Below are 20,813 nucleotides of genomic sequence, written 5' to 3'. Positions count from 1 at the left end.
TTGAAACCCACATGAAAATAAAGTTAAATCCAGCCTCTAAAGCGTGAAGCTTCTGCCATTTTTCTTACGCCTACCATGTAGGCTGCAAGTCTCATGTCAACACGTCTATTTTGCGCAGTTGTATAAATATTTTCAAAGGATTTGACCATTACTTTTTCAAGTTTTTCTTCCACTTCTTCTTCTGACCAGTAATAGCCTTGGTTATTTTGAACCCATTCAAAATAAGAAACGGTAACACCACCAGCACTCGCTAAAACGTCCGGTACTAGTAGAATTCCTCTTTCAGTTAAGATTTGTGTTGCTTCAAGTGTAGTAGGTCCGTTTGCAGCCTCCACTACTATGCTTGCTTTTATATTATGGGCATTCTCTTCAGTAATCTGGTTTTCGATTGCAGCAGGAACAAGAATATCACAATCAAGCTCCAATAATTCCTTGTTGCTTATTGTATCGTTAAATAACTTCGTAACTGTTCCGAAACTGTCTCGACGATCTAATAGATAATCAATATCTAAACCATTCGGATCATATAAACCACCATATGCATCTGAAATTCCAATTACTTTAGCACCGGCATCATGCATAAATTTAGATAAAAAGCTTCCTGCATTTCCAAAGCCTTGTACAACAACACGGGCACCTTCTAAATCAATGCCACGCTTTTTCGCCGCTTCACGAATACAAATTGTAACTCCCTTTGCAGTTGCAGACTCACGACCATGTGATCCACCTAGCACAAGCGGTTTACCCGTAATAAATCCTGGTGAGTTAAATTCGTCTATGCGACTATACTCGTCCATCATCCAGGCCATGATTTGTGAATTGGTAAATACATCTGGCGCCGGGATATCCTTTGTAGGACCTACGATTTGACTGATTGCACGAACATATCCACGACTTAATCGTTCAAGCTCGCGGAATGACATATCTCTAGGATCACAAATGATTCCACCTTTTCCTCCACCATATGGTAAATCAACGATACCACATTTTAAACTCATCCAAATCGAAAGCGCTTTAACTTCCTTTTCGGTCACATTAGGATGAAAGCGAATTCCACCTTTTGTAGGACCTACCGCATCGTTATGCTGTGCGCGATAGCCTGTAAAGATTTTAACAGATCCATCATCCATTCTTACAGGAATTTTTACGGTCATCATTCGAATCGGTTCTTTTAATAGTTCATAAACTTCCTCAGGGTACCCTAGTTTTTCTAATGCTTTATGTATAACTGTTTGTGTAGATTTGAGGACATCCATCTTCTCTTCCTTATTCTGTCCTGAAATGTCCTTTTTGTTTTCGGCTACCATTTGTAAACCTCCCAAGATTTTTCACAATTCCATTAGAGGATGTTCAAAAAGTGCGGTGAACATGGCGAATCGAATTTCCCTTATTGTCCACCTTTCCAGTCACTAGTATACACCTTCCATATGTTTATGCAAGATGAAAAATGAAGAATCTTCATTTTTCTTTCTAAATTGTAAATCAGTTTACAATTTGAGATTTTAGAGCGAACAACATAAAAGAAAAACCCCTAATCAAGGTTAGAGGTCTCCCCTATTTTTTAATAAAATACTTGTAAATATCTCTCATTGCATTTTCTTTGAAAAGTATTTTCCCATATTCATGGACCCTATATTTTGTAATAGTTGCAGGATTGCCGAACTCAGCTAAAATGGCAATGACGTTTTCAGTTTGGAGTGTCAAATTATCTTCAAGTAGTAGATAAAAATGGTCTTTAAATGAATATAGCCTTCCACCATCTATTGATAAACTTATTAATCTAGTTGAAAGTTGGATCACATCTTCAAATGAGCGAAATTCATAAAAGATATCTTTACTTTCATCAAGCGTAACCTGCATTTCAATATAATCTTCATCCATAAATTCTTCGTCTTCAAGGTCCCCAACTGAATTGGTTACGATGATCACCATACCTTGCGCCTGTAAGGAATACACTTCAACAGCAATAGGACCATCGGCTTCAAAGCCTAATTCGATACTTGCTTCTTCGATCATATCTCGGAATAACTGGTGGACCTTAAGCGAATCCGACAAAAGATCATCTTTAGTGAGGCCACGATCAACCAGATCATCGAATGTTAGAAAAATCTTGATTTTATTATAAGTTAAGCGTTCGAGACGCATTAAAAACCCTCCCTCACCATCACACCTACAGCAACCGTTTCTTTATTTTATGAAGGAATATAAATTATGTTCTTGGAATTAGCGTTGTTGGGACTTTTTTTGCGACGTCTATTCACTTTGTGATGATTGTAGGATAAGTAAATGTGTTTCAGGTGGTGCACCAAGCCTGAGTGGAATACCGGATGTTCCATAACCATTACTCACGAAAATGGTCGTTCCATTCTTGTGCTCTACCCCGCCTTTAGGATAAAGCCCAAATTTCCAAAACCGGATTTGTCCACCATGGGTATGTCCAGATAGTAGGAGACTTATCCCTTGTTCTGGTTGAAGTTCACTTTTAATTTCCGGATTATGGCTAACCAAAATTTTAAAATCTACCTCATCCCCTGCGTCTAGAAGAGCAAGGTCCAAACGACTTCGGCCTTCCCTCAAATCATCTATTCCTAAGAGAGCGAGTTTTTCTCCCTCACCAGTTTCAAAAAACATAGCTGTGTTATCAAGAATTTTAATTCCCATACTTAAAAGAAGAGAATCGAGTTCATGGTAATCAACTTCATAGTCATTATTTCCCCATACAAAGTAAGTCGGTCCAACCATTTTTATTAATTGAAGGTTTCTCTCCACTCTTTCAAACGGTACTCCCTTTTCGGTTAAATCCCCTCCAATTATAACAATGTCTGCTTTTCCTTTTACCTCATTGATAATATTTTCTGAAACCTCTCTTCTGTGAATATCTGAAATGAAGAAAATGGTAATTTTCCCAAAGCTTTTTGGAAAATTTGAAAACGTAAGTGTATTCGTTATAACACGGTCCATTCTTGCTTCACGCCACATATAGAGAAAGAGTATTATTCCAATTAAAAGTATACCGTAAAAAATGAGCATGGTCATGGTCTTGCCCTACCTATCTAATCAGCTTTTTACTTTAATTCATTCGGAGTTTGAACTTTGACTATATGAAGGTAAATCTACAGTAATGATACCATAAATAATGGAAAAGGCTATCAATAAAAAGGTTTGCCAAGGACCATACATAAATAAAATGAAATAGCCACCTATTAAACTTACAGGGATGATTAATTGCATAATTGAAAAACGATTACCTTTAGCCATGTGATAAAAGGTTTCAATGGCACCCTTAATTAGCACAGAATGGGCTAAAAACCCAATAAAAAAACAAATCATTAAAATAAAAAACAGGAACGGATTTATGATAAAACTTGTCAACAACTGTGGTATTTCAATAATGGAAGTTCCTGATGTTAAAAAAATGAGCATGAACCCGCAAAAAAATCCAATCACTTCATATATAAATTTATCCATACCCCCATCTCCTTCTTATTTCAGATTATGAAGAGAGGATAAAATAGATACAAATTTTCCTTTTACGTATTAAAAATAATTTCCTAGTCATTTTTTTATTTCTAAAGCCATAAAGTAAACTGACATCGTTTTGTATTTTGACATCGAGGAGGTTGCTTCATGTTTACTACTAGGAAGGCCTATTATCCCTATGTAAGCCCTTTTGATCCATGCAAACCAATCACATGTAAAACCTACGTTACTCCTCCAAATCTTTATATAACATTTCAACCAGCAAACCTACCACAATTCACACCAAAGCAAGCATTATACACAGGCACACTTTGGAAAATCTTTTATGATCCGTATTACGGTCCATATGAACCTAAAAGGGAGGCTGAAAATGAATGAATCCTAAACAGATGCCCCCAGAGTATTATGCGTTATTAGAAGATTTACAGGCTTTGGATTTTGTCTTAGTAGATCTCACCCTGTATCTTGATACCCATCCTAATGATTATGAGGCGATTCAACAGTTCAACTCAGTTTCACAGCAACGAAGAAAAGTAGCAAAGCTATATGAGGAAAGGTTTGGGCCATTAACTCAATATGGTCGTTATAGCTATTCCGCTTATCCTTGGAACTGGGATGACGAACCTTGGCCATGGCAGGTTTAACAAAATAATCATTTTTGTTCATCAAGGGGAGGAATTAATATAAATGTGGATATATGAAAAAAAACTACAGTATCCTGTAAAAGTAAGTACGTGTAATCCTGCTTTAGCTAAATTATTGATTGAACAATATGGTGGTGCTGACGGTGAGCTTGCCGCTGCATTACGGTATTTAAATCAACGTTACACAATACCTGGCAAAGTAATTGGATTGTTAAATGATATCGGAACTGAAGAATTTGCTCATTTAGAAATGATTGCGACAATGGTATATAAACTAACGAAAGACGCAACACCAGAACAACTAAAAGCCGCTGGTCTAGCGGCACACTATGTGAACCATGATTCTGCATTATTTTACGAAAATGCTGGCGGTGTACCATTTACTGCGACATACATCCAGGCAAAAGGCGACCCGATTGCTGATTTATATGAAGATATTGCAGCTGAAGAAAAAGCAAGAGCCACCTATCAATGGATTATTAATATGAGTGATGACCCAGATTTAAATGACAGTCTTCGATTTCTTCGTGAAAGGGAAATAATACATGCTCAACGATTTAGAGAAGCTGTTGAAATTCTTAAGGAAGAAAGAGATAAAAAGAAGTTTTTCTAAATGAGTAAATAGCTGAATGCTATATTCAGCTATTTACTTTCATGATATAAATTCACGTCAAACTCTTTTTTCATCATTTCAAATACCCGCTGGCGCTCACGCCACTGTACTGGTTCCTTCCATAAGTCCTTACTCTTATCAACAATTTCACATCGGATCGCATGATATTTATCCTCAGCTTCGTCTTTCTTTTTATCTACATAGCGAATTCCACCATAAAGTCCACCGATTATAAATACAAACATAAAATAAATGGATCCGTCGAGGAAAATACTAATCATTAATTCCGTGGATTGGCTATATGGAAGGACGATTGTTTTATACACATACACTAAAAAAATCGATAATAAAAAAAGTGCACAAAGCTTCATATAATAGGCTCTTGCCTTTAACTTTTCAAATTTTCTCTTTTTATCAACCGAATGTTGAAGCATTTGCTTTGTTACATCATCCGTATATTCATTTAACTCCTTAATTTTTTCTTCTATTTTTAATCCCTCCAAACCTTATACTCCTAGAATGACCTATTATAAAATATGTGCTTGTACATCTGTATATGTCTAATCAAAAAAAATAACGCGAAAACCTCGCGTTATTCATTCGTTTATTTTTATCGGTATTTCTAAAACTTGACCTTCCATAACGGTATCACCATTTAGATTATTCCATCTTTTAATTAACTCTTCACCAGAGCGACTATTATAATATTTCATAGATATCCGATATAATGTTTCATCGGCTTTTACCTGATGATATTTCACTTCATAACGGTCCTCTGGCTGTGCCTGAACTGGTTGCTTTGCCTCTTCATTACTCGATATATTTTCATTAACCTGTTGACCTGCTTCTTCTTTAGGTTCCTCTTGTTTTTTGACTTCTGGCTGTTTTGCTTCCTCTTGCTCAACAGTTTTTACTTCTTGTTCAGTTGTTTCCGGTACTCGTTCAGTCTCTGTTTCTTCAGTTGGTGTTTCTTCCTCATCAGTTTCAGGATAACGAACAGCCTCGTCTTTATTTTCATAGCTAATGCTTTCAAAATTCGTACTCTTTTTTACCGGACTTGCCTCCAGTTTTTCAGGATTCGTATTAAATTTAAAGCTAAGAATTGCAACAGGAAGTAAAATAAATAAAAGAGCCAACAAACGAATAATCGGGTATTTTATCTTAAATCGTGTTTTCTTTTTCTTTTGTCTATGGATTTCACTTCGAGATGGTAAAGTCGAAGTGCGTTTTTTTATATCAACTGACTTTTCTTCCCCTTCAGGATGCTTCAAGACGATACCCCCTCATTTTGATCACGCAAATAATCAATTCTAAGCTTTACTGCCAAAATAAAATCTATCAAAAAATGAGCATATACAGTAATCCAAAGATTTTGATAGACCTCATAAATAAATCCTAATAAAAAGCTTAAAAGAACAACAGACGTTAGTAGAACCCACTTATATAAATAGCGTACATGTAATAATGCAAAAATAATACTTGCTATAATCAGTCCAAAATGGGTTTGAATAACACCTCTAAATAAAATCTCTTCCGCAAAGGAAATCAATAGGCATAAAATAAAAATATGCGGAATACTTCTTTTTCGGAAAATTCTTTCGTTAATACCACCATCATCATACATTGCTTCTGGAAGCCATTTTACAAGCAATAAATCAATAATAACAACAGCTATTGCAAATCCAGAACCAATAAGAAGAATATTCCAATCTTTCCAATTCCAGAGCTCCATAAATGATGACCAATGATCAAACAGGAAAAAACCAAGCCCTAAAGACAAAATTAATAAGATTCCTTGTGTTAGATAAAGGTGAAAAACGATTTCTTTATCTGTTAAATTTTTGATAATATCAGCTTGGCGCCTACCCATAATTTTCACCCATTTCTATGAAAGATACGATGCAATTCTTGTCTCCAAGACGGTAGCTCCCATTCATTTACGTCCTTACCGTTTCGTTTGTACAAATTGAAGTCAATTCCACATAAGTCACAGCAAGATGAAGGTCTCACTTTTAGGCTTTCGTCGAAGTATGATAATACAGCTTCCCTACGACATCCGTGAGTCTCTAACCATCTCTCCATCTGTTTAAGTTTGCTGTACTTGTATGAATATCGTTTATTTGCAGCATCCTCTATGATCTCAACTTTCTGCCGTGTGTTGAGTTCGTGCTCGATACACTCATCTATTTCCAGGTAAAATTGAATAAATCGCCATTGAACTTCAGATACACCGAATGCTGAATAAAAATACTCTTCAACCGATTTTGTATTTGTAAATTTTCCGTTCGTTTGTATTTCTTTATTCATGTATTCAATTATTTGATGGGTTTGTTCTTTCGATGGAAACTCATATTTAAGCAAAACTTCAGGTATTTCTCGGTCAAATTCACTATGAAGTAAAATAGCAATACTTGATTGACCGTCCCTGCCAGCACGCCCCATCTCCTGTAAATATGCCTCTATTTGTGAAGGGTAATGGAAGTGAATGACATATCGGATATCTGACTTATTCACACCCATCCCAAATGCATTTGTACAACAAATAATGGATAGTTGATTATTGATGAATTGCTCCTGGATCAACATTCTTTTTTCCTGTTCCATTCCACCATGGTAATAAGCAACTCGGTCAAAGCCTTCCTCTTTTAAAAATTGCGCAATATTTTCGGCCCATAATCGACTTGAAAAATAAATAATTCCTGGCCCTTGCAAATTTTTTATATAATTTAAAAGCACATCTTTCTTTTCTTCCAGCGAATCAACTTTTTTCACCATTATGGCTATATTGGGTCGATCAATTGAGTGGATGTGCATTTTCGGATCATTTAATTGTAATGTCCTGCTAATATCCCCTAAAACCTCTTTTGTAGCTGTTGCGGTTAATGCTAAACAAGGTGGGGATCCGATTTCACGACGAATATCACCCAAACGGGAATAGTCTGGACGAAAATCATGCCCCCATTGTGAGATACAATGTGCTTCATCTACCACAAACATAGAAAAACGAATTCCTTTTAATCGATTTAAAATAAATTTTGACTGGAGAATTTCAGGGGAGGCAAAAATATATTTATATTTGTGCAAGCTGGGTAGAACCTTACGTTTTCTCTCATTTGATAAAAAACTATTAAGGGCAACTACCCTTTTTTCACCCATTTTTCTTATCTGAAGGACCTGATCTTCCATAAGTGCAACAAGTGGTGAAATGATAAGTACACTACCTTCGAGAATTTGAGCTGGAAGTTGATAGCATAGCGATTTCCCTCCACCTGTGGGTAAGAGTGCCATGACATCTTGTCCAGCTAAAATATCATCTATAATTTCCTTTTGCCCTTCTCGGAACGTAGAATGATTAAATTTTTCTTTTAAAATTACATTAAGATCCATGTTTACCACCAAATCTTGCAAGAACTAGTCTAATTTCAAAATACGAGATGTCATTCGTCAATTTTTCCTTTAAAGGTCGTAATTGCTTTATTTGTAATGTCTTATAAACAGATAGTATCTGCTGCAGATGTTCGTGTGGAACGAATCGATCAATTGAAAAATTAGGTTTTTGATGCGTTACTTCAACAATATGATCTTCAATTGTATTCCGTTTTAGATTTCGAATGATACCTATTTCATCAATTGTTTTACCCTGCAGTAGCAATTGATACGTTTTCTTTGTTGAAGCTGTTAGTAATACTTCCTCTTGATGATGAGCCTCAATCATAGAACCAAGCAGAGGGAAACTGTGCCTATTCATTTCAAGATGATGAATCATCGTATGTAAGGTATGTAAAAAGAGAACCTGGCACCATACTTCATCCTCACCTAGTAAAGAACTAATCTGATCGATTGTATATCCAATTCTCGCTGAACTGGTCAGCCTCATGACAAATATAGTTGATTCTAGTTCTGAAACCATTTCAAGGAGCGACAAAATCTCTTTGTAAAGGGCTTCTGATAATGTAAATCGAGTATGTCCATCTTTAATCAAGAAACCTTTTACCCAGTCAGCAATTGAATCTTCTTGTTGGATTGGAGTATATTGTTTTTTTTCATTTACCAAATTCGACAAAACCTGCGTTAACAATGAAAGCCTTCGCCATAGCAAGATGGACTGTTCATTATGTTTCCAGCCATTTAATTGGGGAGGAATCGGTTTCTTTTCAAATTCCTTTTTTAGTACCCTTATACCAAGAGATGTAATTGTAAATTTATTACTTGAACCAGTTATTTCTTGAATTAGAGCATGTTCATGAAGTATTTGGATCTCCTTCTCAACCTGTTCTCTTGCAATCGGCCTTAGAATACCGAATAGAGGAGTGAGGCCAAATAGATTTGCATCCCCAATCGTTTGAGAGGACTTTTTACCGTTCAACAAATGATGAATCCCATAAACAGTCCGTTCACCATCTAGTTTATGCAAGCAATATAAGATTAATATTGAGCGATAGGTTATGTTCACGGCTTCTCCCCCCTCAAACGACGAAATAGATGGAAAATTGTCGAACGAATGTTACTTTTATTTTATCAAATAATAACGAAAAGTGGGATGTTTTCGTGTGGAATTATGAACATGCTTGTCAAACGGGAAAAACCCTTTTAGATTAAGCAATCTCACTATATATTTTTATTGAAAAGTTTTGTGAACAGCTTTACAATGAATATGAGGAAGCTGTTTCCATGCTATGAGGAAGTAGGATGGGGAACTACTATAAATATACATTTTATACATGTAACGATTTTTCGGGAGGTAAAGTACACATGGCAAAGTATACCATTGTTGACAAAGAAACTTGTATCGCATGTGGTGCATGTGGTGCAGCTGCACCTGACATCTACGATTACGATGATGACGGAATTGCATTTGTAACACTTGATGATAACCAAGGAATTGTAGAAATTCCAGAAATATTAGAGGAAGACATGATCGATGCTTTTGAAGGTTGCCCAACGGATTCCATTAAGGTAGCAGACGAGCCATTCGACGGTGATCCACTAAAATTTGAATAGTCCTTATATTCAAGGAAGAACCCTTTCGTTTAAGGGTTCTTTTTTTAAATGATAAAAAGCAGGCATTGCCTGCTTTTTGTCGTTTGATTATCCAATTGGAACTTCTTTACGTTCCCCTTTTTCAAATGTCATTAAGGTTTTGTAGCCTACACTTTTAGCTAGTTCAATTGCTTGATCAAAATCAGCACCTACATCCTGTGGGCGGTGTGCGTCCGATGACAAGACGATTGGAATGTTTTTGTCAAAGCACATTTGCAGTAGTCGAGGATCCGGATAAAGCTTGCCAATAGGCTTTCGTAATCCAGCAGTACTAATTTCAACGCAGGTTTTTGAGTTCGCTAATGCTGTCGTTGCACGATCAAATTGATGCAAAAGGAACTCCTCATCTTCAGGAATATATTTAAAAATCTTGACTAGATCAATATGACCCATAATATCAAATAAGTTTGATTCGGCCAATGTAATCACCTGATCATAATACTTTGTATATGTATCATGTAGGTCCCTTTTATCCCATTCTTCACGGAACTCCGCAAGGTCGATTCCAAAATCGTCAACCCAATGAATGGAGCCAATTACATAATCAAAATCATAAGTAGAAATGAATTTTTCCATTTCTGCATGCTTTCCAGGTGTATAATCCATTTCAATGGACATTTTTACATCAATATTATTTTTCCAGGCAAGCTTAAATAAATCTACATAATCCTTCATGTCATAATATCTTCTTGCATCAACCCACGGATTACTCAGAATATCTTTTGTCTGATAAAAATGATAAGCGTGTTCAGAAATCCCAAAATGATCAATTTTTTTTGCCTTTGCTTCATCAATAAACTTCATTAAATAGTCTAATTCAAGCGTTCCAAGCTCTAAATGATTGTGATAATCAGTTCGCATACCGAATCCCCCCAAAGTTTTTCTTATTATACATGAACTTGTCTCTCTAGGGGAATAAAAAAGCTCAAAATTATTTAGGATTTTTCGACAATTAAGATTTGATTTGGAAAAATTAAATCATCGGTTAACTGATTTAACATTTTAATTTCCTCAACAGATATACCTACCCTATGCGCAATGACTGATAAAGAATCCCCAGCCTTCACTGTATAGGTTTCAAGCTTTTTTAAAACTTCAGTGTCCTCTTTCTCCAATTCCATTAATGTAGGAACTAAAATTTGTTCATCGGTTAGCATATAAAGAGGGTCAATCGCATTGTTTCTAGAAGAATTCCATTCTCCATTATGTACTTCAAAATGTAAATGTGGACCAGTTGAATTACCTGTACTACCGATATGACCAATTAACTGACCTTTTACAACCTTTTCTCCTTCTTGAACATTGCGTTTACTTAAGTGTGCATAAACTGTCTCATATCCATTTGGATGCTCAATAAAAACGACATGACCATATGAACCCTTGAAATACGACTTTTTTACGATTCCTTCCTCAACCGCATATATGTGATCTCCAAGTGGAGCAGCGATATCTAAGCCTTTGTGATTGCCTTGTCTCGTTCCAAATGTATCAGTGATTCTCCCTGTGACTGGCCACGCCCATTCCTCTGTTGCTTTGTTACCTGGAAGTTCATGTGCGTTGACATTACATTCTCCTATAAAGAGTAATCCTGTACAAACTGCCAAAATGGCAACAATTGCAAATCGTTTACCAAACATTTTGATCCTCCTCAAAATATTGAACAATGATGCTATGAAAATGTGAACCCGTTATGTTTAGATTCAAGGACACCCCCTATCTAACATTATCTCTATTTACTAAGCAAATAAGGGACACCCTTACATTATTTGAAAAATTTTCTTAAAATATGTAAATAAAGTAATACTTTTCGTAACTGGTAAGGTGATACTTCCCAGAAATTATATTTAAAAGCAAAAAAAAGAGACATCTTAGTGTCTCTTATTGCAATTGAATTAGATTTGGTGCGAGCGGTACTGGTACCGGTTCCCCTATTCGTACATCACCAATTTGATCTATATTTCCGTAAAATGTAACTGTATCAAAGTTAAACTCTTTAGCGGTTAGCATAATTGCGTCCAACATAAGAATATAATTATCTGTATTCTCTAAAACCGCATCATCACTAAAATGAATTTCTAAATTCGTACCATTTGCTTTAATTTGTTTAATTTCAGATATGATTGGTGGATGCAGGGTATAATCCCCTTGATTAGCCTCCGCTTTCATTGCTTCCAGCGCTTGTTCAATCGTATTAAAATCTTCATAAGTTAAAGCTAAAATTTTGCGGTCTGAATGATCATTTACATAATAAAGGTATGCCTTTTTTGTATCTTTCTCAACATCAATATTATTTTCAATGATACCAGATTGCCCTATAGTAATTCCTTGTTGATTATTTTGGAAAAGTTCAACATGTTGATAGTCTTCTAACAGATAACGGAACGAACTAATCGTATGTGAAAATTCTGCAGCTTCAGCAGTAGCAAATGACTCAGTATTAATCGAGTTATTTACGTCCACCCTTACTGCCTTTGAATTGTCTTTCGTTACAACTTCTGAAAAATCTTCAAAATATGAATTCGAAATTTCATCAATGCCCCATTCTTTGTTTTTGCGAATAGCCTCATTTACTCTTGGAACTGTCTTTTGCCATTGTTCAACAACATTTTCCCCATTAGATTCGACGATTACTGAAACTACAGAAGGAAACATTACACCGCCCAAATACACACCATATGTGAGAAGGACTTCGTTTTCCCCTACACTATTTACAGTGTAACTATTGCTTGGTTGTTCCTCAAATGAAAATATTCCAGCCTCTTCATTTTGTTGTGGTTCCTCTGCTTTTTCTAGTGTGTTAAATGATGCATCCTTTGATGCTGCTTCTCTGTTTTCAGAATCCATAGCAATATTCGTATTTTCCCTTGCCATTTCAGCTGAGTCTGAGCTTGAACTATTCATATTATTAATGAAAGAAGGAGCTAAGATGAATAATAGAAGCACTGCTGCTGCAGATGCAAGGGTAGGAACAAGCCACATTTTTCTCTTTTTCTTATTCATCTTAAGGGTTATATTTTGATAAATCTCTTGTGGTTTCCGTTTGTCTTTTATTCCTGGCATTTGCGATAGCATCTGCTCGAGTTGTTCATCACTCCACTTTGAATTTTTCATCATCTATACCCTCCTTTACGCCTGATTCCTCCATATACTTCTTTAAGACCTTTAGACCTCTATGCTGAGTTGTCTTTACCTTACTCTCCGTCCATCCTAGAGTTTCAGCAGTCTCTGCAATTGAAAGTGATTGGATATATCGTAAAATAAGCACGATACGCTGGTCGGTCGTACAGTTTTCCAAGCAACGGTACATCATTTGTACCTGCTCATTTTGCAACGCTATTTCTTCCGGAAGTGGAGCAAAGTCTCTTACCTCTTGGCGACTCCAATCAAAGGAATCCATTATTCGCTGTTTCCACCCTTTTTGTTTCCGGAACGAGTCAATCGCAACATGCCTTGCAATTGAAAATAACCATGTTTTTTCACTACTTTTCCCTTCGAATCTATCATATGATTTTAAAACTCTTATATAAACTTCCTGAACGAGATCTTCAGCTTGTTCACGATTTTTTACCATATAAAATAAGAAGGAGAAGACATCGTGATGATACTTTTCATATAGTTCCTCAAACAAGGAATCCATTTGCAAATCCTCCCGTTCATTTCATTAGTCGAATGATTAATAAAAAAAGTTACACTCCCAATATAGTATGAATTAATAAAAAAAGGAAGAATATTTTGGTAATATTCTTCCTTACTTTGCAATTGTTACATTTTTTAAGAATAGTAGTCTCAGGATTGGATACAGAATGAGAAAAAATACTCCATTCCCAATTGCGTGACTCATATCGAATGGTAATCCAGCTAGGTAATAGGCTAGGAACTTACCCGAGAATAAATAAAGAGGGATTGAGATAACAAATCCATATAAGAAACCACAAAATACTGCATAGATGGCTAATAAAATGACAGGAATTCGATCACGATACTTCCGTAAAGCCCCACTAATTAACCCAATTATCCCCCATGCAACGATTTGTCCAATGGTCCATAAACCCATACCCATTACAAGATTCGATAATACAGAACCGAAAACAGCAACAACCATACCATAGATTGGACCCAAAAATAAGCTAGTTATCACGATAATCGCAGTCATAGGCTGGACATTCGGAAGGAATGTAAATGTAATTCGACCCACAACAGACAAGGCGATTAGCATCGATAAGAGCGTTAAGTTTTTAACAGATAAATTCATTATTCCCACTTATGGAGATCGAATTCGACCTTATCTTCAGGCTCTAATTGGTATTCATTAGCTCCTACCATGGCTTCTTCACCATTAACAGAATAAAACCATGATGTCTTTTCTTCTTCGCTTCCTGCAACGCCATTAATGCTGGCAACAAAAGCACCATCGAATTGTGTTTCGACGTCAAAGTTTGCTTGCATGACGTCCATAACGGTAACTTCTTTTCCAGATTCAATTTCAATTTCTTTTTCTTCAATGATTTCTTCACCATTGTTTTTGGAGATAACAACTGTTACAATCTCTGCTGTTTCTTCTTTATCTACAGTTTCTGATGTGTTGTTGTTGGAAGATTCATTTGTAGATGGGTCATTGCTGCATCCAAATAAAATTCCCAATGATAGTAAAGCAACTAATAGTTTTTTCATGTTTCTAGCTCCCCTTTTGTTAAAATATGTGTATGAATAAGTGTTTTATGCACCTAACATCGAATCAAATGCGCCTTGGCGTATTTGCGCCCAATTTTTAGGCCCACAGGAAGTGGGTCATAAAGACGTTGCCACAGGATGTGGCGTTCTTAGTCTTTGATCTTACAGATCGAAAAATTTCCTTTGAAAAATCGTGGCATCTGCCGGAGGCTATTATTTTATTTCGTAGAAGTGTCCTTCTTCTGCGGAATAAAATAATAAAAGCTCACCCTTGGGGTGAGCTTTAAAGATATAACAGGAAAACAACAAAAAAGCATGGTGTTTTAATGCTAATTCTCGCACCCCGGAGAATTAAAAAAGAAATGAATTAGGCAGGTCTACTGACTTAAGCTTCGTCCTACTTTGAGTCCTTCCCATATGTTGAACAGCATTCGCCATCCAGTCATACAGTGGTTCTTCTCATTTCGTCCACTTTTACAGTTGCGGGGGCAGTTCTGGATTCACACCAGATTCCCTTTTAAGTCTTAGAGAGGATGTTTAAAAAGTGCGGTGAATATGACGCTTCGAATTTCTGTGTTGGCTTGCTTTTCCGTTCCTCACGTATTAACTGCATACGCTCCGGTACTCAAAGCTGCGCCGCCTTGAAATTCTCGGTCCTCTTCATCCTCCTTTTTAATCCTTTATTTAAAGAATCAAATACAACATTCTCTGACACCTAAAATTCAATAAATTATTTAATTTTCTATTTAACAATCCCTATATTACAAGAAGAATTTTTCTTTTACAAGGAAATTGTTTCTTATGGAACAAGAATCTTCGCCACGTTTTTTCAAATTACTCACTTTTTCGAGGGATTACGAAAGTAAATGTCGTTCCTTCACCAAGCTTACTATGGACCGAGATATTCCCGTTATGTGCACTAATAATGTTTTTTACAATCGCAAGCCCTAAACCAGTACCAGATTTCCCTCTTGTTCTGGCCTTATCCGCCTTATAGAACCGTTCAAATACAAAAGGTAAATCTTCTTCTGGAATTCCAGAACCCGTATCCTTAATATCAACTTTTATTGAAGTTTCTTGACCAGTAACATGTACGTCAACCTGACCATTTTCATCGGTATGTCTAATTGCATTATCAATTAAGTTTGTAAAAACTTGCTCAATACGATCAGAGTCTATATAAATCTCACCAATGTCGTCTACCTTTGTAGCAGTTAACGTTATTTGGTTATCCTTAGCTAAACCTTGGAATTTCCGAATCACCCGACTAATAAGGGTATCGAAGTCAACTTTTTCTTTATTTAAGGTAATATTCCCTGATTGCATTCTAGCCAAATCTAATAACTCGTTAACAAGTCTACCCATTCGTAATGACTCATCATAGATGACTTTGGTAATTTCCTTTCGCTCTTCCTCGGAACTCGCTATGTCATCCATAATTGCTTCACTATAGCCCTGGAGCATTGCGATCGGAGTTCGCAGTTCGTGAGAAACATTAGCAATAAAATCTTCACGTAGCTTGTCCAAACGTCTTTCCTCCGTCATATCGCGAAGGACCGCAACGGCACCCCTAATATACGTCTGATTGTAAAGTGGACTCATTAAAATAACCCATGTTCTACCTTGAAGACTAATTTCAATAAATTGCTCCTTTTCAAATGAAACGGAACGTTGAAATAAATCCTTGACTTCTGGTGGAAGCTCTTGACCAACGTCCTGATACATACCTTGTTGGTAATACCAAGCTTGCAAAAAGCGTTCCGCAGGTGGGTTTGTTATCAATATCGTTCCATCACGATTTAAAGTGATAACTCCGTCGGCCATACTGTTTAATATGCTTGCAAGCTGCTCTTTCTCTTGATTAAGGGCATTTATATTATACTTTAACTGCCTTCCCATTTGGTTTAGCGCCATTCCTAAAGCGCCAATTTCGTCATGAGTAAGTATAGGAACCTTCGTATCAAATTTCCCTTTAGCTACTTCGGTAGCAGCTTCCCTCATTTTACGCAATGGAGCTGTAATACGCGTTAATAGAAAGAAGGCAAATACTGTTGTAAGGACAATTCCGATACCTGCAGCCAATATTATGAATTGAGTAGTATCCTTGGTAGTCTTTTGAACTACATCTAAGGATTGATAAAGAAAAACAGCACCCATCTGATCATTTTCGATGTGAAGAGGGGCCCCAACCACAAATAGTTCTTGTCTTTGCTCTTGAGGAGTTTTTCCACTTTCTGTTAGTTTTATCTTTTTGCTTGCGTTTTGGTCGTTTGTAATAACACGTCTAAGATCTGGGTCTTCTGTAATAACTGTAACAGGAATGGTTGGTACAGCCGTTCGATCAGGAGATACCCATAACGTGTTTTCGTCTGCCGCAATAATAACCTTTGTTTCATCATTCACAAGCTCCCAAGCAAGGTTCCTTGCTACATCTTTATCCTCATGCTGCTCCATAATAACAGCAATATTTGCAGCAAGTTGAGTTAAGCTTCTTTCAGCTTCTTGAATATGGTAATTCTCAAAGTACTCCATGAATAGTACCGTTAAAACAAATAACACAAAGGAAAACAGTAAAAGAATGGTTGCCCATAGTTTTCCTACTACACTTCTCCAAAATTTCATTCTTGGCCAACCTCAAATTTATACCCAACGCCCCATACAGTTACTATCATTTTCGCCGCATCCTGAGACACTTTATTTAACTTTTCACGTAAGCGTTTAACATGTGTATCTACAGTACGAAGATCACCAAAGAATTCGTAATGCCATACTTCTTTTAACAATTGTTCACGATCAAATACTTTGTCAGGTGATTTTGCTAAAAAGCATAAGAGTTCATATTCCTTCGGTGTTAAGCCCACTTCCTTGCCATCTGCAAGCACACGGTGTGCATCATTATCAATTGTTAGATGTGGAAACACGATAACATCCTTAGCCGTTGTTTCAGTTTGAAGATAGGTTGTAAGTGATGCCCTTCTTAGTAAAGCTTTTACTCGAAGAACAACTTCTCTTGGACTAAATGGCTTTACTATATAATCATCAGTACCGACTTCAAAGCCTTGCACGCGGTTTACTTCTTCTCCTTTAGCAGTAAGCATAATAATCGGAGTTGATTTCTTCTCACGCAATTCGCGACATACCTCAATTCCATCTTTTTCTGGCATCATGAGGTCTAGTAAAATGAGATCATAATCATTTTTCATAGCCTTTTCTAAGGCAATATTTCCATTTTCCGCTTCTTCAATTGCATAATTTTCTCTTTCTAAATACATTTTAAGTAAACGACGAATTCTTTCTTCATCATCGACAACTAAAATTTTCGCTTCATTTTCCATTTTCTTATTCCTCCATTTTCTTTCCGAAAGAATATTTCTCTACATCACTATCGTACATAAAAATTTCATAATTTGCTATAACATATATCACACTAGTTTATCCAATGAGGGAAAAGTCGATAATTCGACACAAAAAATGTTAGATAAAAAAGCCTTCATCAAATGATGAAGGCTTTTTTTCTTATGCATATGAGTGTAAACCAGCAATAACTAAATTTACAAATATAGTATTAAACATAATAATGAAGAATCCAACGACCGCAAGCCACGCAGATTTTTTACCATGCCAGCCTTTTGAAAGCCTCAAGTGTAAAAATGCTGCATAGAAGAGCCAAGTAATAAGTGCCCATACCTCTTTAGGGTCCCAGCCCCAGAAGCGAGTCCATGCAATTTGCGCCCAAATCATAGCAAAAATTAACGCGCCTAACGTGAATACTGGGAATCCTATTGCTACAGAACGATAACCAATTTCATCAGTTAAGTCTAAATTTAATCTTCTTGTTAAAGGCTGTAAAGCGGCACCTACACGTTTACGTAAAATTAAACGAAGTAATCCATATAGAATAGATCCTGAAATAATTGACCAAAGTAATGTATTTACTTTTCTAGCACTTAATAAGGCAGGTAATTCAATCCCGCTAGAAAACTTACCATCTGTCAGTAATTCGCCTTCATTAGGTACTACCAAAGCAGGTAATTTGTATACCATCTCAGCTTCAACGTTGTCTTTATCCACCCATGAAAACACTGATTCATATTTCATCGCACCAAATGCGGTCGAAATGGCTACGAATCCAACAACAACCACTAATATATACATAACAAATTCTAACCAAAATGTTTCCTTGCTCTTGATAGACTGATCCACACTTTTTAAAAGATAAAGGATACCTGCGACAAAACTTATTGAAAGAATTGCTTGCCCTAATGCAGCAGTCGTTACGTGAATGTGGAGCCAATCACTTTGTAAAGCTGGAATTAATGGAGAGATCTCTCTTGAAAACATACTTCCATAAGCAATAACTAATAATGCAATCGGTAAAGTAAACAGTCCTAAAATACTTGTTTTATATATAAAGTAAATAATAATAAACGCTAGGACTAGCATCATTCCGAAAAATGTAATAAATTCAAATAGGTTACTAACTGGTGCATGTCCAGCTGCAATCCATCGGGTAAAAAAATAGCCTAACTGTGCAGCAAATCCAATGATTGTAATAGAAATCCCGATATGGGACCAGCGGTTATACCCATTTGAACTTTTTTTATCTCGAATCGCTCCACCAAAGACAAACGTTGCCACAAGATAGAGAAAAAAAGCAGCATATAGCAAATTTGAACTTAATTCAGCCATTTTTATCCCTCCTTATTTTCCTTATTTTCCTTATTTTTCGCATCAACTTGATCGATAGGTTCGGCGATTCCCGTATCAGCCAAAACATAACGAATTTCATTTTTCAAACCAAACCAGTTTTTATTTGTATGTCCAGCAACAATAACTTCATTATTCTTTCGCTGAATCCAAATCCGACGATGGTGCCAGTATGATCCTTGAATAACACCAATCATAAATATTGCACCACCCAAAGCAAGTAACCATAATGTAAAGTCTCTTCTGACAGTTAATCCAGATACATTCTTCATATCAATACCAGAAAACGCCATTTTATACTTATTCTCACCCACAGGCTCGATATTTTGCTGAATAGCTACGAAACTGATTTCTCCTTCTGGTTTATCTGGAGCATACATTTTAAATACAAATGCTGGGTTATTCGGTATTTTTGTTTTTGTGGCAGGTTCCCCTTCATCATTAAAAAAGAAATCAGGGAAATAGCTTGCCAACTCGATTGAATATCCGTTACCTAAATCATATTTATCTTGCGGATCTCTTAAGTTAATGGTAATTGAACCAAATTCCTGATTCGTCTCTTTGTCTACCATTGTAAAGGACATCGTGCTAAATTCATTTAATTTATAGTCAACTTGATAGACTGCATAATGATCATGCTTTAATGGTTCATTTACTCGGATTTCGTGAGATTTAACTTCTTTTAATTCTGGTTCCACTCCCGGAATAATTTCATCTGTACGTTCGAATAAAGTAACATCTGTTTGATAGTTTTTTACTACCATCGCATTTCCGGCAAGTTCAATCGCTTTATCAAATACTTCTTTTTCCTTGCCCTTCTCGTAAACTTCTACAAGAAATTGTTCGCTCTTTAAATAATACTTTCCATCTGTTCCTGGAACACTTGCTGTTTCTCCCTCACGAAGCCAGAGTACTTCATCAATATACATTCCAGGTACAAAACGAAGCATCGCACCAATAAGAAAAAGAATAAGTCCACAATGGTTTACATATGGGCCCCATCGAGAAAAACGACCCTTTTCGGCTAAAATATTCCCATTTTCTTCACGGACAGAATAATGTTTCTTCCTTAGTTTATCCTTAACATTTTCAAAGTCCTTCTCGATATTTTCGACAGTGTTTTTACCATATACACGCTGTCTTTTTAGGAAACTTTCGTGACGTGTAACACCTTGTTTTTTTAATGCTTTATACAGAGGTACTACACGGTCTATGCTACAAATAATTAAGGAAATACCAAGCATTGCTATTAGAATCATATACCACCAAGAACCATATAGGTTGTGGAAACCTAACTGATAATATAATCTTCCTGTGATGCCATATTCTTGTTCATAGAAATCAGCTGGATTCATCGCTGGAGGTATGTATAATTCTTGCGGATAAATTGTCCCCAATGCTGAAGCAATTAGAAGGACAACGATGATCCAAATCCCCACTTTTACAGAGGAAAAGAAATTCCATATCTTATCAACTATTGATTTATTATAGGTTTGAGAGCGCCTTGCACTACCCTCATACCTCATATCTAGCAATGGCTTTTTCTCTTTTCCACCCTGATTTTCTTCTTCGTTTTGGACAGGTTTACCACAAGCCTCACAAAAAATTGTACCATGTGGATTTACATGCCCACATTCGCATTTAACGTTTTCCATAAA

At 36.2% G+C, this 20,813-nt stretch carries 23 protein-coding genes and 1 riboswitch; of the genes, 4 read left to right on the top strand and 19 right to left on the bottom strand.

What is annotated here, in order from left to right:
- Window positions 1–23: 23 nt before the first annotated feature.
- The 4 genes from ACFSFW_RS01220 to ACFSFW_RS01205 all read right to left on the bottom strand — a co-directional run bounded on the left by ACFSFW_RS01220 (window position 24) and on the right by ACFSFW_RS01205 (window position 3,468).
- Window positions 24–1,307, bottom strand: coding sequence for a Glu/Leu/Phe/Val family dehydrogenase (locus ACFSFW_RS01220; RefSeq protein ID WP_388034568.1), 1,284 nt, complete (start codon window positions 1,305–1,307; stop codon window positions 24–26).
- Window positions 1,308–1,554: 247 nt separating this feature from the next.
- Entirely contained in the window at window positions 1,555–2,145 is a 591-nt protein-coding gene (locus tag ACFSFW_RS01215) for a genetic competence negative regulator (protein WP_304218857.1), read from the bottom strand.
- Window positions 2,146–2,253: 108 nt separating this feature from the next.
- Complete coding sequence (locus ACFSFW_RS01210) at window positions 2,254–3,030, bottom strand: metallophosphoesterase (protein ID WP_388034867.1); 777 nt, start codon at window positions 3,028–3,030, stop codon at window positions 2,254–2,256.
- A gap of 45 nt (window positions 3,031–3,075) precedes the next feature.
- Window positions 3,076–3,468 carry a hypothetical protein gene (locus ACFSFW_RS01205; RefSeq protein WP_388034566.1) on the bottom strand — a complete coding sequence of 131 codons (393 nt, stop codon included), beginning with the start codon at window positions 3,466–3,468 and terminating at the stop codon, window positions 3,076–3,078.
- A gap of 159 nt (window positions 3,469–3,627) precedes the next feature.
- Here ACFSFW_RS01205 and ACFSFW_RS01200 point away from each other — a divergent pair, with 159 nt between their 5' ends.
- Genes ACFSFW_RS01200 through cotJC form a run of 3 tightly spaced genes read left to right on the top strand, consistent with a single transcriptional unit; the run spans window position 3,628 to window position 4,737 of the window.
- Entirely contained in the window at window positions 3,628–3,858 is a 231-nt protein-coding gene (locus ACFSFW_RS01200; protein WP_099351722.1) for a spore coat associated protein CotJA, read from the top strand.
- Window positions 3,855–4,124 (top strand): spore coat protein CotJB, encoded by a 270-nt coding sequence (locus ACFSFW_RS01195; protein ID WP_099362690.1) that lies wholly within the window; start codon window positions 3,855–3,857, stop codon window positions 4,122–4,124. Before ACFSFW_RS01200 ends, ACFSFW_RS01195 begins: the two co-directional genes overlap by 4 nt.
- A gap of 43 nt (window positions 4,125–4,167) precedes the next feature.
- Window positions 4,168–4,737 (top strand): spore coat protein CotJC, encoded by a 570-nt coding sequence (gene cotJC, locus ACFSFW_RS01190; RefSeq protein WP_099362689.1) that lies wholly within the window; start codon window positions 4,168–4,170, stop codon window positions 4,735–4,737.
- A 29-nt stretch (window positions 4,738–4,766) separates the two neighbouring features.
- Here the strand turns inward: cotJC and ACFSFW_RS01185 are convergent, their stop codons facing one another.
- From ACFSFW_RS01185 to ACFSFW_RS01165, 5 genes are all read right to left on the bottom strand, one after another.
- Window positions 4,767–5,240 carry a YpbF family protein gene (locus ACFSFW_RS01185; protein WP_304218206.1) on the bottom strand — a complete coding sequence of 158 codons (474 nt, stop codon included), beginning with the start codon at window positions 5,238–5,240 and terminating at the stop codon, window positions 4,767–4,769.
- A gap of 93 nt (window positions 5,241–5,333) precedes the next feature.
- A complete protein-coding gene (locus tag ACFSFW_RS01180; RefSeq protein ID WP_388034563.1) occupies window positions 5,334–6,008 on the bottom strand; it encodes a LysM peptidoglycan-binding domain-containing protein in 675 nt (224 codons plus the stop codon).
- The gene (locus ACFSFW_RS01175) at window positions 6,005–6,607 is read right to left on the bottom strand and encodes a CPBP family intramembrane glutamic endopeptidase (RefSeq protein WP_304218211.1); all 603 of its coding nucleotides are present in this window, start codon (window positions 6,605–6,607) and stop codon (window positions 6,005–6,007) included. Before ACFSFW_RS01175 ends, ACFSFW_RS01180 begins: the two co-directional genes overlap by 4 nt.
- Before the next feature lie 5 nt (window positions 6,608–6,612).
- Window positions 6,613–8,124 (bottom strand): RecQ family ATP-dependent DNA helicase, encoded by a 1,512-nt coding sequence (locus ACFSFW_RS01170; RefSeq protein ID WP_388034561.1) that lies wholly within the window; start codon window positions 8,122–8,124, stop codon window positions 6,613–6,615.
- Complete coding sequence (locus tag ACFSFW_RS01165; RefSeq protein ID WP_388034559.1) at window positions 8,114–9,190, bottom strand: YpbB family protein; 1,077 nt, start codon at window positions 9,188–9,190, stop codon at window positions 8,114–8,116. Before ACFSFW_RS01165 ends, ACFSFW_RS01170 begins: the two co-directional genes overlap by 11 nt.
- A 299-nt stretch (window positions 9,191–9,489) precedes the next feature.
- On the opposite strand from ACFSFW_RS01165, the gene ACFSFW_RS01160 reads away from it, so the two are divergent.
- Window positions 9,490–9,738, top strand: coding sequence for a 4Fe-4S domain-containing protein (locus ACFSFW_RS01160; RefSeq protein ID WP_077618638.1), 249 nt, complete (start codon window positions 9,490–9,492; stop codon window positions 9,736–9,738).
- 87 nt (window positions 9,739–9,825) lie between these two features.
- Here ACFSFW_RS01160 and ACFSFW_RS01155 read toward each other — a convergent pair whose 3' ends face one another.
- The 10 genes from ACFSFW_RS01155 to resB form a co-directional block, all read right to left on the bottom strand.
- Entirely contained in the window at window positions 9,826–10,638 is an 813-nt protein-coding gene (locus tag ACFSFW_RS01155; protein WP_304218219.1) for a histidinol-phosphatase, read from the bottom strand.
- A gap of 74 nt (window positions 10,639–10,712) precedes the next feature.
- Window positions 10,713–11,414 carry a peptidoglycan DD-metalloendopeptidase family protein gene (locus ACFSFW_RS01150; RefSeq protein ID WP_304218221.1) on the bottom strand — a complete coding sequence of 234 codons (702 nt, stop codon included), beginning with the start codon at window positions 11,412–11,414 and terminating at the stop codon, window positions 10,713–10,715.
- A gap of 241 nt (window positions 11,415–11,655) precedes the next feature.
- Window positions 11,656–12,888, bottom strand: a complete 1,233-nt coding sequence (locus tag ACFSFW_RS01145) for a hypothetical protein (RefSeq protein WP_304218222.1) — start codon at window positions 12,886–12,888, stop codon at window positions 11,656–11,658.
- Window positions 12,866–13,414, bottom strand: a complete 549-nt coding sequence (sigX, locus tag ACFSFW_RS01140; RefSeq protein ID WP_388034556.1) for an RNA polymerase sigma factor SigX — start codon at window positions 13,412–13,414, stop codon at window positions 12,866–12,868. The genes ACFSFW_RS01145 and sigX overlap by 23 nt, the downstream gene beginning before the upstream one ends.
- Window positions 13,415–13,525: 111 nt before the next feature.
- Window positions 13,526–14,029 carry an ECF transporter S component gene (locus ACFSFW_RS01135; protein WP_304218227.1) on the bottom strand — a complete coding sequence of 168 codons (504 nt, stop codon included), beginning with the start codon at window positions 14,027–14,029 and terminating at the stop codon, window positions 13,526–13,528.
- Window positions 14,029–14,448, bottom strand: coding sequence for a DUF4430 domain-containing protein (locus ACFSFW_RS01130; protein ID WP_304218229.1), 420 nt, complete (start codon window positions 14,446–14,448; stop codon window positions 14,029–14,031). The genes ACFSFW_RS01135 and ACFSFW_RS01130 overlap by 1 nt, the downstream gene beginning before the upstream one ends.
- Window positions 14,449–14,801: 353 nt before the next feature.
- Window positions 14,802–15,004: riboswitch (cobalamin riboswitch) on the bottom strand.
- A 278-nt stretch (window positions 15,005–15,282) separates the two neighbouring features.
- Window positions 15,283–17,070 (bottom strand): ATP-binding protein, encoded by a 1,788-nt coding sequence (locus ACFSFW_RS01125; protein WP_304218231.1) that lies wholly within the window; start codon window positions 17,068–17,070, stop codon window positions 15,283–15,285.
- Window positions 17,067–17,783, bottom strand: coding sequence for a response regulator transcription factor (locus tag ACFSFW_RS01120; RefSeq protein WP_099362678.1), 717 nt, complete (start codon window positions 17,781–17,783; stop codon window positions 17,067–17,069). Before ACFSFW_RS01120 ends, ACFSFW_RS01125 begins: the two co-directional genes overlap by 4 nt.
- A 181-nt stretch (window positions 17,784–17,964) precedes the next feature.
- Window positions 17,965–19,137, bottom strand: coding sequence for a c-type cytochrome biogenesis protein CcsB (gene ccsB, locus ACFSFW_RS01115; RefSeq protein ID WP_304218235.1), 1,173 nt, complete (start codon window positions 19,135–19,137; stop codon window positions 17,965–17,967).
- A gap of 2 nt (window positions 19,138–19,139) precedes the next feature.
- Window positions 19,140–20,810: a cytochrome c biogenesis protein ResB gene (resB, locus tag ACFSFW_RS01110; RefSeq protein ID WP_304218237.1), complete on the bottom strand. Its 1,671-nt coding sequence runs from the start codon at window positions 20,808–20,810 to the stop codon at window positions 19,140–19,142.
- Between the last annotated feature and the right edge of the window lie 3 nt (window positions 20,811–20,813).

This window comes from Ferdinandcohnia salidurans (genome assembly GCF_042680725.1).
Taxonomy (GTDB): Bacteria; Bacillota; Bacilli; order Bacillales; family Bacillaceae_L; genus Ferdinandcohnia; species Ferdinandcohnia salidurans.
This window is presented reverse-complemented; position numbering and strand designations above follow the sequence as displayed.

What these genes read in the sequence shown, in the direction of transcription:
- ACFSFW_RS01155 (WP_304218219.1), bottom strand. Translation starts at nt 10,638, where the DNA reads ATGCGAACTGATTATCACAATCATTTAGAGCTTGGAACGCTTGAATTA.
- ACFSFW_RS01150 (WP_304218221.1), bottom strand. Translation starts at nt 11,414, where the DNA reads ATGTTTGGTAAACGATTTGCAATTGTTGCCATTTTGGCAGTTTGTACA.
- ACFSFW_RS01200 (WP_099351722.1), top strand. Translation starts at nt 3,628, where the DNA reads ATGTTTACTACTAGGAAGGCCTATTATCCCTATGTAAGCCCTTTTGAT.
- resB (WP_304218237.1), bottom strand. Translation starts at nt 20,810, where the DNA reads ATGGAAAACGTTAAATGCGAATGTGGGCATGTAAATCCACATGGTACA.
- ACFSFW_RS01125 (WP_304218231.1), bottom strand. Translation starts at nt 17,070, where the DNA reads ATGAAATTTTGGAGAAGTGTAGTAGGAAAACTATGGGCAACCATTCTT.
- ACFSFW_RS01145 (WP_304218222.1), bottom strand. Translation starts at nt 12,888, where the DNA reads ATGAAAAATTCAAAGTGGAGTGATGAACAACTCGAGCAGATGCTATCG.
- ACFSFW_RS01205 (WP_388034566.1), bottom strand. Translation starts at nt 3,468, where the DNA reads ATGGATAAATTTATATATGAAGTGATTGGATTTTTTTGCGGGTTCATG.
- cotJC (WP_099362689.1), top strand. Translation starts at nt 4,168, where the DNA reads ATGTGGATATATGAAAAAAAACTACAGTATCCTGTAAAAGTAAGTACG.
- ccsB (WP_304218235.1), bottom strand. Translation starts at nt 19,137, where the DNA reads ATGGCTGAATTAAGTTCAAATTTGCTATATGCTGCTTTTTTTCTCTAT.
- ACFSFW_RS01175 (WP_304218211.1), bottom strand. Translation starts at nt 6,607, where the DNA reads ATGGGTAGGCGCCAAGCTGATATTATCAAAAATTTAACAGATAAAGAA.
- ACFSFW_RS01210 (WP_388034867.1), bottom strand. Translation starts at nt 3,030, where the DNA reads ATGCTCATTTTTTACGGTATACTTTTAATTGGAATAATACTCTTTCTC.
- ACFSFW_RS01170 (WP_388034561.1), bottom strand. Translation starts at nt 8,124, where the DNA reads ATGGATCTTAATGTAATTTTAAAAGAAAAATTTAATCATTCTACGTTC.
- sigX (WP_388034556.1), bottom strand. Translation starts at nt 13,414, where the DNA reads ATGGATTCCTTGTTTGAGGAACTATATGAAAAGTATCATCACGATGTC.
- ACFSFW_RS01195 (WP_099362690.1), top strand. Translation starts at nt 3,855, where the DNA reads ATGAATCCTAAACAGATGCCCCCAGAGTATTATGCGTTATTAGAAGAT.
- ACFSFW_RS01130 (WP_304218229.1), bottom strand. Translation starts at nt 14,448, where the DNA reads ATGAAAAAACTATTAGTTGCTTTACTATCATTGGGAATTTTATTTGGA.
- ACFSFW_RS01120 (WP_099362678.1), bottom strand. Translation starts at nt 17,783, where the DNA reads ATGGAAAATGAAGCGAAAATTTTAGTTGTCGATGATGAAGAAAGAATT.
- ACFSFW_RS01160 (WP_077618638.1), top strand. Translation starts at nt 9,490, where the DNA reads ATGGCAAAGTATACCATTGTTGACAAAGAAACTTGTATCGCATGTGGT.
- ACFSFW_RS01215 (WP_304218857.1), bottom strand. Translation starts at nt 2,145, where the DNA reads ATGCGTCTCGAACGCTTAACTTATAATAAAATCAAGATTTTTCTAACA.
- ACFSFW_RS01220 (WP_388034568.1), bottom strand. Translation starts at nt 1,307, where the DNA reads ATGGTAGCCGAAAACAAAAAGGACATTTCAGGACAGAATAAGGAAGAG.
- ACFSFW_RS01135 (WP_304218227.1), bottom strand. Translation starts at nt 14,029, where the DNA reads ATGAATTTATCTGTTAAAAACTTAACGCTCTTATCGATGCTAATCGCC.